Genomic DNA, 22447 nt, shown 5'->3' on the forward strand with positions numbered 1-22447 from the left:
CCCCGTGGGCCGGCTTTTTCTAAATAAAGTTAAACTCAATTAACCTTATTACATGCCCGCATTGCCCGAAAGCCCTATGTGATCAGATTGATCTGCTGTTGAGTCTGAAGCTCCTTCATCTAGCACCGCATCAAAATCAGAGTTCGCTTCAGGTACACCCTCTACTGCTGCCGCCGCCGGTTGCAGCTCCCCAGATTTCAATCGCATCTCCGGGGAATTTACCGCATCCACGCCACTCGTATATGGGTTAACAGCACTGAAAATTGCAGGATCTAATTGCGTGAAGTCCTCCACACTATTTTGCACCGCAGACCTGAGGCCTTGAGCCGCTTGGGCGCCAGCGATAGATTGGAGTTCATCACCCTTACTCGTAAAGCTAGGCACCTGGCTTATAAATTCCGGTTCGTAATAAGAAATAGAAACGATTTCAACGTTCTGAGTTGCATCCATACGCAGAGGTATCAACTCACTACCAATCACACTCCAAAGTTCTGTATCCGTTCCCAGAGTGACATTGGCTGCCGTAATATGTGTATCTCCGTAGGTTTCAGCAGTAAGTGCCCCAAAGCCTAAGCTCGCCAGCTGTACGTTACCTCGCCCAGCATCGATTTCATCAATTACCAGGTCCTCTTGAGCCAGTACAGTTATATCAACATCAGGACCAGAGGTCGCTATCCCAAGAACACCAACATCAGATTCAATATCTACATCTCCAGCAACGGTAAGCTCTGCACGATTTGCTTTCAGCACACCTCCGATAGTGCCGCTCGAACTGCTCACCACACTAATATCTCCAGTGCCATCGTAGCCCAATCGTATGCCACTAGAATGGAAAGATAATCCCGCCCCGTCACTATTAAATGGACCAGAGTAATCGCCACCATCGACAAAATCAAAACTCAAGTCTGTTTCCAGAGATAAATTACTCGCGGTGTTATCAAGCAGCTCAAATTCAGAGAAATCGTAATTACCTACACTATTTCCTGTAGAGAAAATCTGCCAAACATCGTCCGACATATTGTACTGGAAGGAATCGTTTCCAGAGCCACCGGAAAGTGCAACAGCACGATCTCCCGCAGTATCCACCTGTAAATAGTCGTCACCGTCACCTAGCGAAATACTATCGATAGTAGTGCCAGAAAGCGTTACTGCATCGTCGCCTTCTCCACTGTCTATACCGTTAAGCTGCCCCCCAGACAAATTGAAGATATCCACTCCAGTACCAGCATAAATAAATTCTATACCGCTAAATGAAAGTGACTTCTCGCTTGTCGACACACTATTTTGCGAGGCCGTTATATCCCAGTTTGCATCCACATTAGCGCCATAAAGCGAATCTTCAGCACTACCAGCAGATAAACTCTCCAAACCAGCAAAGGTTACCCCGCCTACAGTCATCGTATCCAAGCTGCTAAATACGTACTCACTAGCAACATCTTGGCCAACATAAACACCGGCGCCCTCAACAAGTTCTAGATTATCAAACTCGACAGAAATACTATTAACCGTAGCCACAGCGCCGCCGCTTACTAGCGAATTATCATTGACGCTAGAAGTCCAGGTTGCTCCATCCGCGATTACCGTGTCATCTCCAGTCCCGGCATCAAGTATTTCCAGGCCTGTAAAATTGATACCTGCAACGCTGATATCCCCCTCAGAAGAGAGGGTAAATTGATCATTACCTGAAGTACCAATTAACTTATCCGCACCATCATAACTTGTAACTAAATTAATTCCGGTAAAAGAAATACCCGCTGACTCAAGCCCATTATCAGTTAGCTCAAAAGTGTCATCAGCCCCAGTACCAAGTAATTGAGCATTATTAGTTGCAACTGCATCTATACCACTAAACTCAACATCGTTAACTGTGACTTCGCCATTCACACCGCTGAGTTGCCAACTAGTTGCATCACTTGAAATTTGGTCGCCAACACTTGTGCCAGCAGCTACTTGGGAAACCGAGCTGAAAGTAATTCCGCGAACCTTCAGTTCTTGCCCTAACTTACTTAGCTCAAATACATCCGACTGGTCATAGGTTGCTGCATCAACAATTGCGTTGTCAGCATCCACCATTTCAATGCCGCTGAAGTCGATACCCGTGATAGCGATATCGCCCTGATTTTGACCTAAGGTCCAACTCTCACTACTAATACTTTCTGTGCCAATAATCGAGTCTGAGGTTCCCGATGCTGCAATGCTAAACAGCGCAGAAAACTCCATATTGTCGACTGTAACCAAAGCAGCGCCACCCTCACTACTAATAGTGAAGTCGTCACTATTACTGCTGCTCAGGCTGCCGTCGCCACCGCTCAGGGCTTCGGCGCCGGTGATGGTGACGCCGTTGTGCACCACTTGGTTGTCGGTGGCGGTCAGGCTCCAGCCGTAGTTGGCGCCGCCGCTGACACTGTCGGCACTGCCGCTGGCGGCGATGCTGCTGAGGTCGGCGAAGACCATGCTGTCGACGGTCACTTCGTCGGCGTCATCATTAAAGCTGTAGCTGTCGGTTTCGCTGCTGCTCAGGCTGCCGTCGCCACCGCTCAGGGCTTCGGCGCCGGTGATGGTGACGCCGTTGTGCACCACTTGGTTGTCGGTGGCGGTCAGGCTCCAGCCGTAGTTGGCGCCGCCGCTGACACTGTCGGCACTGCCGCTGGCGGCGATGCTGCTGAGGCCGGCGAAGACCATGCTGTCGACGGTCACTTCGTCGGCGTCATCATTAAAGCTGTAGCTGTCGGTTTCGCTGCTGCTCAGGCTGCCGTCGCCACCGCTCAGGGCTTCGGCGCCGGTGATGGTGACGCCGTTGTGCACCACTTGGTTGTCGGTGGCGGTCAGGCTCCAGCCGTAGTTGGCGCCGCCGCTGACACTGTCGGCACTGCCGCTGGCGGCGATGCTGCTGAGGTCGGCGAAGACCATGCTGTCGACGGTCACTTCGTCGGCGTCATCATTAAAGCTGTAGCTGTCGGTTTCACTGCTGCTCAGGCTGCCGTCGCCACCGCTCAGGGCTTCGGCGCCGGTGATGGTGACGCCGTTGTGCACCACTTGGTTGTCGGTGGCGGTCAGGCTCCAGCCGTAGTTGGCGCCGCCGCTGACACTGTCGGCACTGCCGCTGGCGGCGATGCTGCTGAGGCCGGCGAAGACCATGCTGTCGACGGTCACTTCGTCGGCGTCATCATTAAAGCTGTAGCTGTCGGTTTCACTGCTGCTCAGGCTGCCGTCGCCACCGCTCAGGGCTTCGGCGCCGGTGATGGTGACGCCGTTGTGCACCACTTGGTTGTCGGTGGCGGTCAGGCTCCAGCCGTAGTTGGCGCCGCCGCTGACACTGTCGGCACTGCCGCTGGCGGCGATGCTGCTGAGGTCGGCGAAGACCATGCTGTCGACGGTCACTTCGTCGGCGTCATCATTAAAGCTGTAGCTGTCGGTTTCACTGCTGCTCAGGCTGCCGTCGCCACCGCTCAGGGCTTCGGCGCCGGTGATGGTGACGCCGTTGTGCACCACTTGGTTGTCGGTGGCGGTCAGGCTCCAGCCGTAGTTGGCGCCGCCGCTGACACTGTCGGCACTGCCGCTGGCGGCGATGCTGCTGAGGCCGGCGAAGACCATGCTGTCGACGGTCACTTCGTCGGCGTCATCATTAAAGCTGTAGCTGTCGGTTTCACTGCTGCTCAGGCTGCCGTCGCCACCGCTCAGGGCTTCGGCGCCGGTGATGGTGACGCCGTTGTGCACCACTTGGTTGTCGGTGGCGGTCAGGCTCCAGCCGTAGTTGGCGCCGCCGCTGACACTGTCGGCACTGCCGCTGGCGGCGATGCTGCTGAGGCCGGCGAAGACCATGCTGTCGACGGTCACTTCGTCGGCGTCATCATTAAAGCTGTAGCTGTCGGTTTCGCTGCTGCTCAGGCTGCCGTCGCCACCGCTCAGGGCTTCGGCGCCGGTGATGGTGACGCCGTTGTGCACCACTTGGTTGTCGGTGGCGGTCAGGCTCCAGCCGTAGTTGGCGCCGCCGCTGACACTGTCGGCACTGCCGCTGGCGGCGATGCTGCTGAGGTCGGCGAAGACCATGCTGTCGACGGTCACTTCGTCGGCGTCATCATTAAAGCTGTAGCTGTCGGTTTCACTGCTGCTCAGGCTGCCGTCGCCACCGCTCAGGGCTTCGGCGCCGGTGATGGTGACGCCGTTGTGCACCACTTGGTTGTCGGTGGCAGTCAGGCTCCAGCCGTAGTTGGCGCCGCCGCTGACACTGTCGGCACTGCCGCTGGCGGCGATGCTGCTGAGGTCGGCGAAGACCATGCTGTCGACGGTCACTTCGTCGGCGTCATCATTAAAGCTGTAGCTGTCGGTTTCGCTGCTGCTCAGGCTGCCGTCGCCACCGCTCAGGGCTTCGGCGCCGGTGATGGTGACGCCGTTGTGCACCACTTGGTTGTCGGTGGCGGTCAGGCTCCAGCCGTAGTTGGCGCCGCCGCTGACACTGTCGGCACTGCCGCTGGCGGCGATGCTGCTGAGGTCGGCGAAGACCATGCTGTCGACGGTCACTTCGTCGGCGTCATCATTAAAGCTGTAGCTGTCGGTTTCACTGCTGCTCAGGCTGCCGTCGCCACCGCTCAGGGCTTCGGCGCCGGTGATGGTGACGCCGTTGTGCACCACTTGGTTGTCGGTGGCGGTCAGGCTCCAGCCGTAGTTGGCGCCGCCGCTGACACTGTCGGCACTGCCGCTGGCGGCGATGCTGCTGAGGTCGGCGAAGACCATGCTGTCGACGGTCACTTCGTCGGCGTCATCATTAAAGCTGTAGCTGTCGGTTTCACTGCTGCTCAGGCTGCCGTCGCCACCGCTCAGGGCTTCGGCGCCGGTGATGGTGACGCCGTTGTGCACCACTTGGTTGTCGGTGGCGGTCAGGCTCCAGCCGTAGTTGGCGCCGCCGCTGACACTGTCGGCACTGCCGCTGGCGGCGATGCTGCTGAGGTCGGCGAAGACCATGCTGTCGACGGTCACTTCGTCGGCGTCATCATTAAAGCTGTAGCTGTCGGTTTCGCTGCTGCTCAGGCTGCCGTCGCCACCGCTCAGGGCTTCGGCGCCGGTGATGGTGACGCCGTTGTGCACCACTTGGTTGTCGGTGGCGGTCAGGCTCCAGCCGTAGTTGGCGCCGCCGCTGACACTGTCGGCACTGCCGCTGGCGGCGATGCTGCTGAGGTCGGCGAAGACCATGCTGTCGACGGTCACTTCGTCGGCGTCATCATTAAAGCTGTAGCTGTCGGTTTCACTGCTGCTCAGGCTGCCGTCGCCACCGCTCAGGGCTTCGGCGCCGGTGATGGTGACGCCGTTGTGCACCACTTGGTTGTCGGTGGCAGTCAGGCTCCAGCCGTAGTTGGCGCCGCCGCTGACACTGTCGGCACTGCCGCTGGCGGCGATGCTGCTGAGGTCGGCGAAGACCATGCTGTCGACGGTCACTTCGTCGGCGTCATCATTAAAGCTGTAGCTGTCGGTTTCACTGCTGCTCAGGCTGCCGTCGCCACCGCTCAGGGCTTCGGCGCCGGTGATGGTGACGCCGTTGTGCACCACTTGGTTGTCGGTGGCAGTCAGGCTCCAGCCGTAGTTGGCGCCGCCGCTGACACTGTCGGCACTGCCGCTGGCGGCGATGCTGCTGAGGTCGGCGAAGACCATGCTGTCGACGGTCACTTCGTCGGCGTCATCATTAAAGCTGTAGCTGTCGGTTTCACTGCTGCTCAGGCTGCCGTCGCCACCGCTCAGGGCTTCGGCGCCGGTGATGGTGACGCCGTTGTGCACCACTTGGTTGTCGGTGGCGGTCAGGCTCCAGCCGTAGTTGGCGCCGCCGCTGACACTGTCGGCACTGCCGCTGGCGGCGATGCTGCTGAGGTCGGCGAAGACCATGCTGTCGACGGTCACTTCGTCGGCGTCATCATTAAAGCTGTAGCTGTCGGTTTCACTGCTGCTCAGGCTGCCGTCGCCACCGCTCAGGGCTTCGGCGCCGGTGATGGTGACGCCGTTGTGCACCACTTGGTTGTCGGTGGCGGTCAGGCTCCAGCCGTAGTTGGCGCCGCCGCTGACACTGTCGGCACTGCCGCTGGCGGCGATGCTGCTGAGGCCGGCGAAGACCATGCTGTCGACGGTCACTTCGTCGGCGTCATCATTAAAGCTGTAGCTGTCGGTTTCACTGCTGCTCAGGCTGCCGTCGCCACCGCTCAGGGCTTCGGCGCCGGTGATGGTGACGCCGTTGTGCACCACTTGGTTGTCGGTGGCGGTCAGGCTCCAGCCGTAGTTGGCGCCGCCGCTGACACTGTCGGCACTGCCACTGGCGGCGATGCTGCTGAGGCCGGCGAAGACCATGCTGTCGACGGTCACTTCGTCGGCGTCATCATTAAAGCTGTAGCTGTCGGTTTCGCTGCTGCTCAGGCTGCCGTCGCCACCGCTCAGGGCTTCGGCGCCGGTGATGGTGACGCCGTTGTGCACCACTTGGTTGTCGGTGGCGGTCAGGCTCCAGCCGTAGTTGGCGCCGCCGCTGACACTGTCGGCACTGCCGCTGGCGGCGATGCTGCTGAGGTCGGCGAAGACCATGCTGTCGACGGTCACTTCGTCGGCGTCATCATTAAAGCTGTAGCTGTCGGTTTCGCTGCTGCTCAGGCTGCCGTCGCCACCGCTCAGGGCTTCGGCGCCGGTGATGGTGACGCCGTTGTGCACCACTTGGTTGTCGGTGGCGGTCAGGCTCCAGCCGTAGTTGGCGCCGCCGCTGACACTGTCGGCACTGCCGCTGGCGGCGATGCTGCTGAGGCCGGCGAAGACCATGCTGTCGACGGTCACTTCGTCGGCGTCATCATTAAAGCTGTAGCTGTCGGTTTCGCTGCTGCTCAGGCTGCCGTCGCCACCGCTCAGGGCTTCGGCGCCGGTGATGGTGACGCCGTTGTGCACCACTTGGTTGTCGGTGGCGGTCAGGCTCCAGCCGTAGTTGGCGCCGCCGCTGACACTGTCGGCACTGCCGCTGGCGGCGATGCTGCTGAGGTCGGCGAAGACCATGCTGTCGACGGTCACTTCGTCGGCGTCATCATTAAAGCTGTAGCTGTCGGTTTCACTGCTGCTCAGGCTGCCGTCGCCACCGCTCAGGGCTTCGGCGCCGGTGATGGTGACGCCGTTGTGCACCACTTGGTTGTCGGTGGCGGTCAGGCTCCAGCCGTAGTTGGCGCCGCCGCTGACACTGTCGGCACTGCCGCTGGCGGCGATGCTGCTGAGGCCGGCGAAGACCATGCTGTCGACGGTCACTTCGTCGGCGTCATCATTAAAGCTGTAGCTGTCGGTTTCACTGCTGCTCAGGCTGCCGTCGCCACCGCTCAGGGCTTCGGCGCCGGTGATGGTGACGCCGTTGTGCACCACTTGGTTGTCGGTGGCGGTCAGGCTCCAGCCGTAGTTGGCGCCGCCGCTGACACTGTCGGCACTGCCGCTGGCGGCGATGCTGCTGAGGCCGGCGAAGACCATGCTGTCGACGGTCACTTCGTCGGCGTCATCATTAAAGCTGTAGCTGTCGGTTTCGCTGCTGCTCAGGCTGCCGTCGCCACCGCTCAGGGCTTCGGCGCCGGTGATGGTGACGCCGTTGTGCACCACTTGGTTGTCGGTGGCGGTCAGGCTCCAGCCGTAGTTGGCGCCGCCGCTGACACTGTCGGCACTGCCGCTGGCGGCGATGCTGCTGAGGTCGGCGAAGACCATGCTGTCGACGGTCACTTCGTCGGCGTCATCATTAAAGCTGTAGCTGTCGGTTTCGCTGCTGCTCAGGCTGCCGTCGCCACCGCTCAGGGCTTCGGCGCCGGTGATGGTGACGCCGTTGTGCACCACTTGGTTGTCGGTGGCAGTCAGGCTCCAGCCGTAGTTGGCGCCGCCGCTGACACTGTCGGCACTGCCGCTGGCGGCGATGCTGCTGAGGTCGGCGAAGACCATGCTGTCGACGGTCACTTCGTCGGCGTCATCATTAAAGCTGTAGCTGTCGGTTTCGCTGCTGCTCAGGCTGCCGTCGCCACCGCTCAGGGCTTCGGCGCCGGTGATGGTGACGCCGTTGTGCACCACTTGGTTGTCGGTGGCGGTCAGGCTCCAGCCGTAGTTGGCGCCGCCGCTGACACTGTCGGCACTGCCGCTGGCGGCGATGCTGCTGAGGCCGGCGAAGACCATGCTGTCGACGGTCACTTCGTCGGCGTCATCATTAAAGCTGTAGCTGTCGGTTTCGCTGCTGCTCAGGCTGCCGTCGCCACCGCTCAGGGCTTCGGCGCCGGTGATGGTGACGCCGTTGTGCACCACTTGGTTGTCGGTGGCGGTCAGGCTCCAGCCGTAGTTGGCGCCGCCGCTGACACTGTCGGCACTGCCGCTGGCGGCGATGCTGCTGAGGTCGGCGAAGACCATGCTGTCGACGGTCACTTCGTCGGCGTCATCATTAAAGCTGTAGCTGTCGGTTTCACTGCTGCTCAGGCTGCCGTCGCCACCGCTCAGGGCTTCGGCGCCGGTGATGGTGACGCCGTTGTGCACCACTTGGTTGTCGGTGGCGGTCAGGCTCCAGCCGTAGTTGGCGCCGCCGCTGACACTGTCGGCACTGCCGCTGGCGGCGATGCTGCTGAGGCCGGCGAAGACCATGCTGTCGACGGTCACTTCGTCGGCGTCATCATTAAAGCTGTAGCTGTCGGTTTCACTGCTGCTCAGGCTGCCGTCGCCACCGCTCAGGGCTTCGGCGCCGGTGATGGTGACGCCGTTGTGCACCACTTGGTTGTCGGTGGCGGTCAGGCTCCAGCCGTAGTTGGCGCCGCCGCTGACACTGTCGGCACTGCCGCTGGCGGCGATGCTGCTGAGGCCGGCGAAGACCATGCTGTCGACGGTCACTTCGTCGGCGTCATCATTAAAGCTGTAGCTGTCGGTTTCGCTGCTGCTCAGGCTGCCGTCGCCACCGCTCAGGGCTTCGGCGCCGGTGATGGTGACGCCGTTGTGCACCACTTGGTTGTCGGTGGCGGTCAGGCTCCAGCCGTAGTTGGCGCCGCCGCTGACACTGTCGGCACTGCCGCTGGCGGCGATGCTGCTGAGGTCGGCGAAGACCATGCTGTCGACGGTCACTTCGTCGGCGTCATCATTAAAGCTGTAGCTGTCGGTTTCACTGCTGCTCAGGCTGCCGTCGCCACCGCTCAGGGCTTCGGCGCCGGTGATGGTGACGCCGTTGTGCACCACTTGGTTGTCGGTGGCAGTCAGGCTCCAGCCGTAGTTGGCGCCGCCGCTGACACTGTCGGCACTGCCGCTGGCGGCGATGCTGCTGAGGTCGGCGAAGACCATGCTGTCGACGGTCACTTCGTCGGCGTCATCATTAAAGCTGTAGCTGTCGGTTTCGCTGCTGCTCAGGCTGCCGTCGCCACCGCTCAGGGCTTCGGCGCCGGTGATGGTGACGCCGTTGTGCACCACTTGGTTGTCGGTGGCGGTCAGGCTCCAGCCGTAGTTGGCGCCGCCGCTGACACTGTCGGCACTGCCGCTGGCGGCGATGCTGCTGAGGTCGGCGAAGACCATGCTGTCGACGGTCACTTCGTCGGCGTCATCATTAAAGCTGTAGCTGTCGGTTTCACTGCTGCTCAGGCTGCCGTCGCCACCGCTCAGGGCTTCGGCGCCGGTGATGGTGACGCCGTTGTGCACCACTTGGTTGTCGGTGGCGGTCAGGCTCCAGCCGTAGTTGGCGCCGCCGCTGACACTGTCGGCACTGCCGCTGGCGGCGATGCTGCTGAGGCCGGCGAAGACCATGCTGTCGACGGTCACTTCGTCGGCGTCATCATTAAAGCTGTAGCTGTCGGTTTCGCTGCTGCTCAGGCTGCCGTCGCCACCGCTCAGGGCTTCGGCGCCGGTGATGGTGACGCCGTTGTGCACCACTTGGTTGTCGGTGGCGGTCAGGCTCCAGCCGTAGTTGGCGCCGCCGCTGACACTGTCGGCACTGCCGCTGGCGGCGATGCTGCTGAGGTCGGCGAAGACCATGCTGTCGACGGTCACTTCGTCGGCGTCATCATTAAAGCTGTAGCTGTCGGTTTCACTGCTGCTCAGGCTGCCGTCGCCACCGCTCAGGGCTTCGGCGCCGGTGATGGTGACGCCGTTGTGCACCACTTGGTTGTCGGTGGCAGTCAGGCTCCAGCCGTAGTTGGCGCCGCCGCTGACACTGTCGGCACTGCCGCTGGCGGCGATGCTGCTGAGGTCGGCGAAGACCATGCTGTCGACGGTCACTTCGTCGGCGTCATCATTAAAGCTGTAGCTGTCGGTTTCGCTGCTGCTCAGGCTGCCGTCGCCACCGCTCAGGGCTTCGGCGCCGGTGATGGTGACGCCGTTGTGCACCACTTGGTTGTCGGTGGCGGTCAGGCTCCAGCCGTAGTTGGCGCCGCCGCTGACACTGTCGGCACTGCCGCTGGCGGCGATGCTGCTGAGGTCGGCGAAGACCATGCTGTCGACGGTCACTTCGTCGGCGTCATCATTAAAGCTGTAGCTGTCGGTTTCACTGCTGCTCAGGCTGCCGTCGCCACCGCTCAGGGCTTCGGCGCCGGTGATGGTGACGCCGTTGTGCACCACTTGGTTGTCGGTGGCGGTCAGGCTCCAGCCGTAGTTGGCGCCGCCGCTGACACTGTCGGCACTGCCGCTGGCGGCGATGCTGCTGAGGTCGGCGAAGACCATGCTGTCGACGGTCACTTCGTCGGCGTCATCATTAAAGCTGTAGCTGTCGGTTTCGCTGCTGCTCAGGCTGCCGTCGCCACCGCTCAGGGCTTCGGCGCCGGTGATGGTGACGCCGTTGTGCACCACTTGGTTGTCGGTGGCGGTCAGGCTCCAGCCGTAGTTGGCGCCGCCGCTGACACTGTCGGCACTGCCGCTGGCGGCGATGCTGCTGAGGTCGGCGAAGACCATGCTGTCGACGGTCACTTCGTCGGCGTCATCATTAAAGATGTAGTGGTCATCATAGATACTGCTGAGGGCACCATTGCCGCCACTCACAGTGCCGGCATCAGCAATAGTAATTCCAGCATGGACCACCTGATTATCACTACTTGCCAGCGCCCAGCCATAACCATCTAAGCCTATTACTCCAGCATCGTCAGCAATTAGAAGGGTTACACCTTCAAAATTTATCTCGTAATTGGTTGCTGCATTTTCTGCTGTAACAATCCAATCCTCACCTGTATAGCCTGTAACACTATTTGCAAACCCATTAGTTATTACATTTTCCACACTCGTGAAGTTGTATTCATATCCATTGCTCAGATCACCATCGGTATCTGATGCGATATGACCACTCCCAAGAACATGAAAGTCACCTGACTGATCTGCTCCAATCGACAGGTAGCTCGCAGCGATGTCACTTAAATTAAGGAATAGAATGCCATTAATTTCACCGTCGTCTATATAAGCTTCATCGACTTCGAGCGTATCTGCTCCGCCAAGCGCATCAACAGTTTCCAGGTTGCTAAAGACAAGGCTGCCACCAACTTCTAGATCACCGCTATCAGTAAGAACAAACTCATCTACTCCATCGGTGCCCAGTAGGATATCGGTATCTGAACCATCCCCTTTGCTATTAGCATCAATAGTGCGATTAAAGCCGGTAAATGCAATCTCATTCGCAGTGATTTCACTGTCACTCATCAGAGCAAAGGTATCACTCTCCTCAGAACCAACGATTACCCCTGTTGTGCTATCAGTAAACGCCACACTGTCCATATTCTGGAAAGTGATGCCGGTATTAATTAGCTCTTTGGCAGTACCGGTGAGATCTACTTGTGTTGCGGTAATCAGGGTATCCGCATCACTGGCATCCGACTCGATACCCGCGTCGATGGTGCTGTTAAAGCCCGTAAAGCTAATCTCGTTTGCGGTAATTTCCGAGCTGCTGACGATCTCGAAAGTATCACTGTTACTGGAGCCCGCAATTATGCCGGTTGTGGCATCGCTAAACGCCACACTGTCCATATTTTGGAAAGTGATGCCGGTATTAATTAGCTCTTTGGCAGTACCGGTGAGATCTACTTGTGTTGCGGTAATCAGGGTATCCGCATCACTGGCATCGGACTCGACGCCCGCGTCGATGGTGCTGTTAAAGCCCGTAAAGCTAATCTCGTTTGCAGTGATTTCCGAGCTGCTGACGATCTCGAAAGTATCACTGTTACTGGAGCCCGCAATAATGCCGGTTGTGGCATCACTAAACGCCACACTGTCCATATTCTGGAAAGTGATGCCGGTATTAATTAGCTCTTTGGCAGTACCGGTGAGATCTACTTGTGTTGCGGTAATCAGGGTATCCGCATCACTGGCATCGGACTCGACGCCCGCGTCGATGGTGCTGTTAAAGCCCGTAAAGCTAATCTCGTTTGCAGTGATTTCCGAGCTACTGACGATCTCGAAAATATCACTGTTACTGGAGCCCGCAATTATGCCGGTTGTGGCATCGCTAAACGCCACACTGTCCATATTTTGGAAAGTGATGCCGGTATTAATTAGCTCTTTGGCAGTACCGGTGAGATCTACTTGTGTTGCGGTAATCAGGGTATCCGCATCACTGGCATCGGACTCGACGCCCGCGTCGATGGTGCTGTTAAAGCCCGTAAAGCTAATCTCGTTTGCAGTGATTTCCGAGCTGCTGACGATCTCGAAAGTATCACTGTTACTGGAGCCCGCAATAATGCCGGTTGTGGCATCACTAAACGCCACACTGTCCATATTCTGGAAAGTGATGCCGGTATTAATTAGTTCTTTGGCAGTACCGGTGAGATCTACTTGTGTTGCGGTAATCAGGGTATCCGCATCACTGGCATCCGACTCGACGCCCGCGTCGATGGTGCTGTTAAAGCCCGTAAAGCTAATCTCGTTTGCGGTAATTTCCGAGCTACTGACGATCTCGAAAGTATCACTGTTACTGGAGCCCGCAATAATGCCGGTTGTGGCATCACTAAACGCCACACTGTCCATATTCTGGAAAGTGATGCCGGTATTAATTAGTTCTTTGGCAGTACCGGTGAGATCTACTTGTGTTGCGGTAATCAGGGTATCCGCATCACTGGCATCCGACTCGATACCCGCGTCGATGGTGCTGTTAAAGCCCGTAAAGCTAATCTCGTTTGCGGTAATTTCCGAGCTGCTGACGATCTCGAAAGTATCACTGTTACTGGAGCCCGCAATTATGCCGGTTGTGGCATCGCTAAACGCCACACTGTCCATATTTTGGAAAGTGATGCCGGTATTAATTAGCTCTTTGGCAGTACCGGTGAGATCTACTTGTGTTGCGGTAATCAGGGTATCCGCATCACTGGCATCGGACTCGACGCCCGCGTCGATGGTGCTGTTAAAGCCCGTAAAGCTAATCTCGTTTGCAGTGATTTCCGAGCTGCTGACGATCTCGAAAGTATCACTGTTACTGGAGCCCGCAATAATGCCGGTTGTGGCATCACTAAACGCCACACTGTCCATATTCTGGAAAGTGATGCCGGTATTAATTAGCTCTTTGGCAGTACCGGTGAGATCTACTTGTGTTGCGGTAATCAGGGTATCCGCATCACTGGCATCGGACTCGACGCCCGCGTCGATGGTGCTGTTAAAGCCCGTAAAGCTAATCTCGTTTGCAGTGATTTCCGAGCTACTGACGATCTCGAAAGTATCACTGTTACTGGAGCCCGCAATTATGCCGGTTGTGGCATCGCTAAACGCCACACTGTCCATATTTTGGAAAGTGATGCCGGTATTAATTAGCTCTTTGGCAGTACCGGTGAGATCTACTTGTGTTGCGGTAATCAGGGTATCCGCATCACTGGCATCGGACTCGACGCCCGCGTCGATGGTGCTGTTAAAGCCCGTAAAGCTAATCTCGTTTGCAGTGATTTCCGAGCTGCTGACGATCTCGAAAGTATCACTGTTACTGGAGCCCGCAATAATGCCGGTTGTGGCATCACTAAACGCCACACTGTCCATATTCTGGAAAGTGATGCCGGTATTAATTAGTTCTTTGGCAGTACCGGTGAGATCTACTTGTGTTGCGGTAATCAGGGTATCCGCATCACTGGCATCGGACTCGATACCCGCGTCGATGGTGCTGTTAAAGCCCGTAAAGCTAATCTCGTTTGCAGTGATTTCCGAGCTGCTGACGATCTCGAAAGTATCACTGTTACTGGAGCCCGCAATAATGCCGGTTGTGGCATCGCTAAACGCCACACTGTCCATATTTTGGAAAGTGATGCCGGTATTAATTAGCTCTTTGGCAGTACCGGTGAGATCTACTTGTGTTGCAGTAGTTAAAGTATCTATAACACCGCTATCAGCACCGGCATCAACAATTTCCAGGTTGCTAAAGACAAGGCTGCCACCAACTTCTAGATCACCGCTATCAGTAATGGCAAACTCATCTACGCCATCGGTACCCAGTAGGATATCGGTATCTGAACCATCCCCTTTGCTATTAGCATCAATAGTGCGATTAAAGCCGGTAAATGCAATCTCATTCGCAGTGATTTCACTGTCACTCACCAGAGCAAAGGTATCACTCTCCTCAGAACCAACGATTACCCCTGTTGTGCTATCAGTAAACGTCACACTATCCATATTCTGGAAAGTGATACCGGTATTAATCAGCTCTTTAGCAGTACCGGTGAGATCTACCTGAGAAGCGGTAATCAGGGTATCCGCATCACTGGCATCGGACTCGATACCCGCGTCGATGGTGCTGTTAAAGCCCGTAAAGCTAATCTCGTTTGCAGTGATTTCCGAGCTGCTGACGATCTCGAAAGTATCACTGTTACTGGAGCCCGCAATAATGCCCGTTGTGGCATCGCTAAACGCCACACTGTCCATATTTTGGAAAGTGATGCCGGTATTAATTAGCTCTTTGGCAGTACCGGTGAGATCAACTTGTGTTGCAGTAGTTAAAGTATCTATAACACCGCTATCAGCACCGGCATCAACAATTTCCAGGTTGCTAAAGACAAGGCTGCCACCAACTTCTAGATCACCGCTATCAGTAATGGCAAACTCATCTACTCCATCGGTGCCCAGTAAGATATCGGTATCTGAACCATCCCCTTTGCTATTAGCATCAATAGTGCGATTAAAGCCGGTAAATGCAATCTCATTCGCAGTGATTTCACTGTCACTCACCAGAGCAAAGGTATCACTCTCCTCAGAACCAACGATTACCCCTGTTGTGCTATCAGTAAACGTCACACTATCCATATTCTGGAAAGTGATGCCGGTATTAATTAGTTCTTTGGCAGTACCGGTGAGATCTACTTGTGTTGCGGTAATCAGGGTATCCGCATCACTGGCATCCGACTCGATACCCGCGTCGATGGTGCTGTTAAAGCCCGTAAAGCTAATCTCGTTTGCAGTGATTTCCGAGCTGCTGACGATCTCGAAAGTATCACTGTTACTGGAGCCCGCAATTGTGCCGGTTGTGGCATCGCTAAACGCCACACTGTCCATATTTTGGAAAGTGATGCCGGTATTAATCAGCTCTTTGGCAGTACCGGTGAGATCTACTTGTGTTGCGGTAATCAGGGTATCCGCATCACTGGCATTCGACTCGACGCCCGCGTCGATGGTGCTGTTAAAGCCCGTAAAGCTAATCTCGTTTGCGGTAATTTCCGAGCTACTGACGATCTCGAAAGTATCACTGTTACTGGAGCCCGCAATAATGCCGGTTGTGGCATCACTAAACGCCACACTGTCCATATTCTGGAAAGTGATGCCGGTATTAATTAGTTCTTTGGCAGTACCGGTGAGATCTACTTGTGTTGCGGTAATCAGGGTATCCGCATCACTGGCATCCGACTCGATACCCGCGTCGATGGTGCTGTTAAAGCCCGTAAAGCTAATCTCGTTTGCGGTAATTTCCGAGCTGCTGACGATCTCGAAAGTATCACTGTTACTGGAGCCCGCAATTATGCCGGTTGTGGCATCGCTAAACGCCACACTGTCCATATTTTGGAAAGTGATGCCGGTATTAATTAGCTCTTTGGCAGTACCGGTGAGATCTACTTGTGTTGCGGTAATCAGGGTATCCGCATCACTGGCATCGGACTCGACGCCCGCGTCGATGGTGCTGTTAAAGCCCGTAAAGCTAATCTCGTTTGCAGTGATTTCCGAGCTGCTGACGATCTCGAAAGTATCACTGTTACTGGAGCCCGCAATAATGCCGGTTGTGGCATCACTAAACGCCACACTGTCCATATTCTGGAAAGTGATGCCGGTATTAATTAGCTCTTTGGCAGTACCGGTGAGATCTACTTGTGTTGCGGTAATCAGGGTATCCGCATCACTGGCATCGGACTCGACGCCCGCGTCGATGGTGCTGTTAAAGCCCGTAAAGCTAATCTCGTTTGCGGTAATTTCCGAGCTACTGACGATCTCGAAAGTATCACTGTTACTGGAGCCCGCAATAATGCCGGTTGTGGCATCACTAAACGCCACACTGTCCATATTCTGGAAAGTGATGCCGGTATTAATTAGTTCTTTGGCAGTACCGGTGAGATCTACTTGTGTTGCGGTAATCAGGGTATCCGCATCACTGGCATCCGACTCGATACCCGCGTCGATGGTGCTGTTAAAGCCCGTAAAGCTAATCTCGTTTGCGGTAATTTCCGAGCTGCTGACGATCTCGAAAGTATCACTGTTACTGGAGCCCGCAATTATGCCGGTTGTGGCATCGCTAAACGCCACACTGTCCATATTTTGGAAAGTGATGCCGGTATTAATTAGCTCTTTGGCAGTACCGGTGAGATCTACTTGTGTTGCGGTAATCAGGGTATCCGCATCACTGGCATCGGACTCGACGCCCGCGTCGATGGTGCTGTTAAAGCCCGTAAAGCTAATCTCGTTTGCAGTGATTTCCGAGCTGCTGACGATCTCGAAAGTATCACTGTTACTGGAGCCCGCAATAATGCCGGTTGTGGCATCACTAAACGCCACACTGTCCATATTCTGGAAAGTGATGCCGGTATTAATTAGCTCTTTGGCAGTACCGGTGAGATCTACTTGTGTTGCGGTAATCAGGGTATCCGCATCACTGGCATCGGACTCGACGCCCGCGTCGATGGTGCTGTTAAAGCCCGTAAAGCTAATCTCGTTTGCAGTGATTTCCGAGCTACTGACGATCTCGAAAGTATCACTGTTACTGGAGCCCGCAATTATGCCGGTTGTGGCATCGCTAAACGCCACACTGTCCATATTTTGGAAAGTGATGCCGGTATTAATTAGCTCTTTGGCAGTACCGGTGAGATCTACTTGTGTTGCGGTAATCAGGGTATCCGCATCACTGGCATCGGACTCGACGCCCGCGTCGATGGTGCTGTTAAAGCCCGTAAAGCTAATCTCGTTTGCAGTGATTTCCGAGCTGCTGACGATCTCGAAAGTATCACTGTTACTGGAGCCCGCAATAATGCCGGTTGTGGCATCACTAAACGCCACACTGTCCATATTCTGGAAAGTGATGCCGGTATTAATTAGTTCTTTGGCAGTACCGGTGAGATCTACTTGTGTTGCGGTAATCAGGGTATCCGCATCACTGGCATCGGACTCGATACCCGCGTCGATGGTGCTGTTAAAGCCCGTAAAGCTAATCTCGTTTGCAGTGATTTCCGAGCTGCTGACGATCTCGAAAGTATCACTGTTACTGGAGCCCGCAATAATGCCGGTTGTGGCATCGCTAAACGCCACACTGTCCATATTTTGGAAAGTGATGCCGGTATTAATTAGCTCTTTGGCAGTACCGGTGAGATCTACTTGTGTTGCAGTAGTTAAAGTATCTATAACACCGCTATCAGCACCGGCATCAACAATTTCCAGGTTGCTAAAGACAAGGCTGCCACCAACTTCTAGATCACCGCTATCAGTAATGGCAAACTCATCTACGCCATCGGTACCCAGTAGGATATCGGTATCTGAACCATCCCCTTTGCTATTAGCATCAATAGTGCGATTAAAGCCGGTAAATGCAATCTCATTCGCAGTGATTTCACTGTCACTCATCAGAGCAAAGGTATCACTCTCCTCAGAACCAACGATTACCCCTGTTGTGCTATCAGTAAACGCCACACTGTCCATATTCTGGAAAGTGATGCCGGTATTAATTAGTTCTTTGGCAGTACCGGTGAGATCTACTTGTGTTGCGGTAATCAGGGTATCCGCATCACTGGCATCCGACTCGATACCCGCGTCGATGGTGCTGTTAAAGCCCGTAAAGCTAATCTCGTTTGCGGTAATTTCCGAGCTGCTGACGATCTCGAAAGTATCACTGTTACTGGAGCCCGCAATTATGCCGGTTGTGGCATCGCTAAACGCCACACTGTCCATATTTTGGAAAGTGATGCCGGTATTAATTAGCTCCTTGGCAGTACCGGTGAGATCAACTTGTGTTGCGGTAGTTAAAGTATCTATAACACCGCTATCAGCACCGGCATCAACAATTTCCAGGTTGCTAAAGACAAGGCTGCCACCAACTTCTAGATCACCGCTATCAGTAATGGCAAACTCATCTACTCCATCGGTGCCCAGTAAGACATCGATATCTGAACCATCCCCTTTGCTATTAGCATCAATAGTGCGATTAAAGCCGGTAAATGCAATCTCATTCGCAGTGATTTCACTGTCACTCACCAGAGCAAAGGTATCACTCTCCTCAGAACCAACGATTACCCCTGTTGTGCTATCAGTAAACGTCACACTATCCATATTCTGGAAAGTGATACCGGTATTAATTAGCTCTTTGGCAGTACCGGTGAGATCTACTTGTGTTGCGGTAATCAAGGTGTCCGCATCACTGGCATCGGATTCGGTACCCGCATCGATAGTGCTGTTAAAGTCAGTAAAAGTGATGTCGTTAGCAATAAGTTCCGAGCTGCTGACGACCTCAAAAGTATCACTGTTGCTGGAACCTGCAATAATGCCGGTTGTGGCATCGCTAAACGCCACACTGTCCATATTCTGGAAAGTGATGCCGGTATTAATTAGCTCTTTGGCAGTACCGGTAAGATCTACCTGAGAAGCGGTAATCAGGGTATCCGCATCACTGGCATCGGACTCGATGCCCGCGTCGATGGTGCTGTTAAAGCCCGTAAAGCTAATCTCGTTTGCAGTGATTTCCGAGCTGCTGACGATCTCGAAAGTATCACTGTTACTGGAGCCCGCAATAATGCCGGTTGTGGCATCGCTAAACGCCACACTGTCCAAGTTTTGGAAAGTAATGCCGGTATTAATTAGCTCTTTGGCGGTACCGGTGAGATCAACTTGTGTTGCAGTAGTTAAAGTATCTATAACACCGCTATCAGCACCGGCATCAACAATTTCCAGGTTGCTAAAGACAAGGCTGCCACCAACTTCTAGATCACCACTATCAGTAATGGCAAACTCATCTACTCCATCGGTGCCCAGTAAGACATCAGTATCTGAACCATCCCCTTTGCTATTAGCATCAATAGTGCGATTAAAGCCGGTAAATGCAATCTCATTCGCAGTGATTTCACTGTCACTCACCAGAGCAAAGGTATCACTCTCCTCAGAACCAACGATTACCCCTGTTGTGCTATCAGTAAACGTCACACTATCCATATTCTGGAAAGTGATACCGGTATTAATTAGCTCTTTGGCAGTACCGGTGAGATCTACTTGTGTTGCGGTAGTCAGGATATCCGCATCACTAGCATCCGACTCGACGCCCGCGTCGATGGTGCTATTAAAGTCGGTAAAAGTGATGTCGTTAGCAATAAGTTCCGAGCTGCTGACGACCTCGAAAGTATCACTGTTACTGGAACCTGCAATAATGCCCGTTGTGGCATCGCTAAACGCCACACTGTCCAAGTTTTGGAAAGTAATGCCGGTATTAATCAACTCTTTGGCGGTGCCGGTGAGATCTACTTGTGTTGCGGTAGTTAAAGTATCTATAACACCGCTATCAGCACCGGCATCAACAATTTCCAGGTTGCTAAAGACAAGGCTGCCACCAACTTCTAGATCACCGCTATCAGTAATGGCAAACTCATCTACTCCATCGGTGCCCAGTAGGATATCGGTATCTGAACCATCCCCTTTGCTATTAGCATCAATAGCGCGATTAAAGCCGGTAAACGCAATCTCATTCGCAGTGATTTCACTGTCACTCACCAGAGTAAAGGTATCACTCTCCTCAGAACCAACAATTACCCCTGTTATGCTATCAGTAAACGTCACACTATCCATATTTTGGAAAGTGATACCGGTATTAATTAGTTCTTTGGCAGTACCGGTGAGATCTACTTGTGTTGCGGTAGCCAGGATATCCGCATCACTGGCATCCGACTCGACGCCCGCATCGATGGTGCTATTAAAGTCGGTAAAAGTGATGTCGTTAGCAATAAGTTCCGAGCTGCTGACGATTTCGAAAGTGTCACTGTTACTGGAGCCCGCAATAATGCCCGTTGTGGCATCGCTAAACGCCACACTGTCCAAGTTTTGGAAAGTAATGCCGGTATTAATCAACTCTTTGGCGGTGCCGGTGAGGTCCACTTGTGTTGCGGTAGTTAAAGTATCTATAACACCGCTATCAGCACCGGCATCAACAATTTCCAGGTTGCTAAAGACAAGGTTGCCACCAACTTCTAGATCACCGCTATCGGTAATGGCAAACTCATCTACTCCATCGGTGCCCAGTAGGATATCGGTATCTGAACCATCCCCTTTGCTATTAGCATCAATAGCGCGATTAAAGCCGGTAAACGCAATCTCATTCGCAGTGATTTCACTGTCACTCACCAGAGTAAAGGTATCACTCTCCTCAGAACCAACGATTACCCCTGTTATGCTATCAGTAAACGTCACACTATCCATATTTTGGAAAGTGATACCGGTATTAATTAGTTCTTTGGCAGTACCGGTGAGATTTACTTGTGTTGCGGTAGTCAGGATATCCGCATCACTGGCATCCGACTCGACGCCCGCATCGATGGTGCTTTTAAAGTCGGTAAAAGTGATATCGTTAGCAATAAGTTCCGAGCTGCTGACGATCTCGAAAGTATCACTACTGCTGGAACCCGCAATAATGCCGGTTGTGGTATTACTAAAATCTACCGCATCCAAATTCTGAAAAGTAGTCCCATTATTAACAAGCTCTTTTTCAGCACCGGTTAAATCTGCCTGGGTGGCGGTAATTAACTTATCAGTAACGCCACTATTAGAGCCGGCATCTACTACTTCTATATCGCTAAAAGATATACTAGTGGCGGAATCATCCTCACTCTTGGAAACACTAAAACTATGCTCTACAGCCCCGGAGCTAATATATTCAGCTTCGGATGAAAGCGTATATTTATCTTCTCCTTCACCACCGGTGATTACCGCAGTTCCAGAAAATTCTATATCACCAAGTTCGTTTTCTGAGCCCTCGCCAGACTGCCCCACTAAGAATGAAAAATTAGTAGCCTCGATAGAACCAGTATTAACAAATGAATCTGTCGTGTTAACCTCAAGTTGCGCATTGACATCTTCAATTACTCCGTCAGATAGAAGAGAAACCTCTAGATCTCCACTGTTAATAACACTCCCACCAGAACCAAAAAGACGAATTTTTCCATCACTGGTATCAATACCTCTAGCCTGAATAGAGCCTTCATTATTTACGGCAGCAGTGAATAAATCACTAGATACATTCGCTTCCATTAAGACAGTTGCAGACTCAATAGAACCACTATTAAGCACCGCACTTTCAACACCTAGCGTATTTTCCGCTACAGCAGATGTCACCTCAACTCCGATCAACCCATCGGAGTCAAAGGTTAAAGCAGCTGCATCCCCTGCTGCTAAAACCACTAACTCAGCTTGAATCAGTCCGGTTGTGTCAGCGAGAGAGGTATCTCCAAGGCTGTTCTCTACGTACTTACCTACGAGGACTGCACTAGATGCGTTAATAACGCCTCTATTAATAACAAAGCCCGCTTGACCATCAACGCCGGCACTTTCAAGTACGAAGTCCGAGTTTAAAAATTCATCATCCGAGTATTCACTCGGGTCAATAGCAAGCCCAGAAACAGTGAGTGCGCCTACATTTACTGTCGCTGTTTCCGTGAAGAGAACCCCCCGAGGGTTCACCAAAATAACATGACCATCTGCCTGTATTGACCCGTGAATCGTACTTGCGCTTTCGTCAAGAATTCTATTGATAGCAATATCGCTTTCTGACTGCAGAAAACTAACTATCTCATCTTCCTCAACATCAAACGAATCCCAATCAATCGCTAAAAGATCTTGGCCTTGAGTAATGGTGGTTACATTACCAACCGTAGTTATACTGCTATCTTCAGCGCCGACGGTAATTACACCATTCTGTGGCGCAGCATGAACCAAAGGGCTTAGTATTCCAGCTACCATTCCAAAACATGTCAGATTTGACATTCTGATTGCTGAGGCCAGCTTAGTTAACTTCAGAGAATGTTTATTGCTTTTCATACCAGCACCTTTC

The 22447-nt window shown here is 54.0% G+C and carries 1 protein-coding gene; it reads right to left on the reverse strand.

The window, feature by feature from the left end:
• Positions 1-48: 48 nt before the first annotated feature.
• The gene (locus ACJJIN_RS16240; protein ID WP_444895412.1) at positions 49-22380 is read right to left on the reverse strand and encodes a filamentous hemagglutinin N-terminal domain-containing protein; all 22332 of its coding nucleotides are present in this window, start codon (positions 22378-22380) and stop codon (positions 49-51) included.
• Positions 22381-22447 lie beyond the last annotated feature (67 nt).

Source organism: Microbulbifer maximicatervae (SeqCode), from assembly GCF_052467505.1.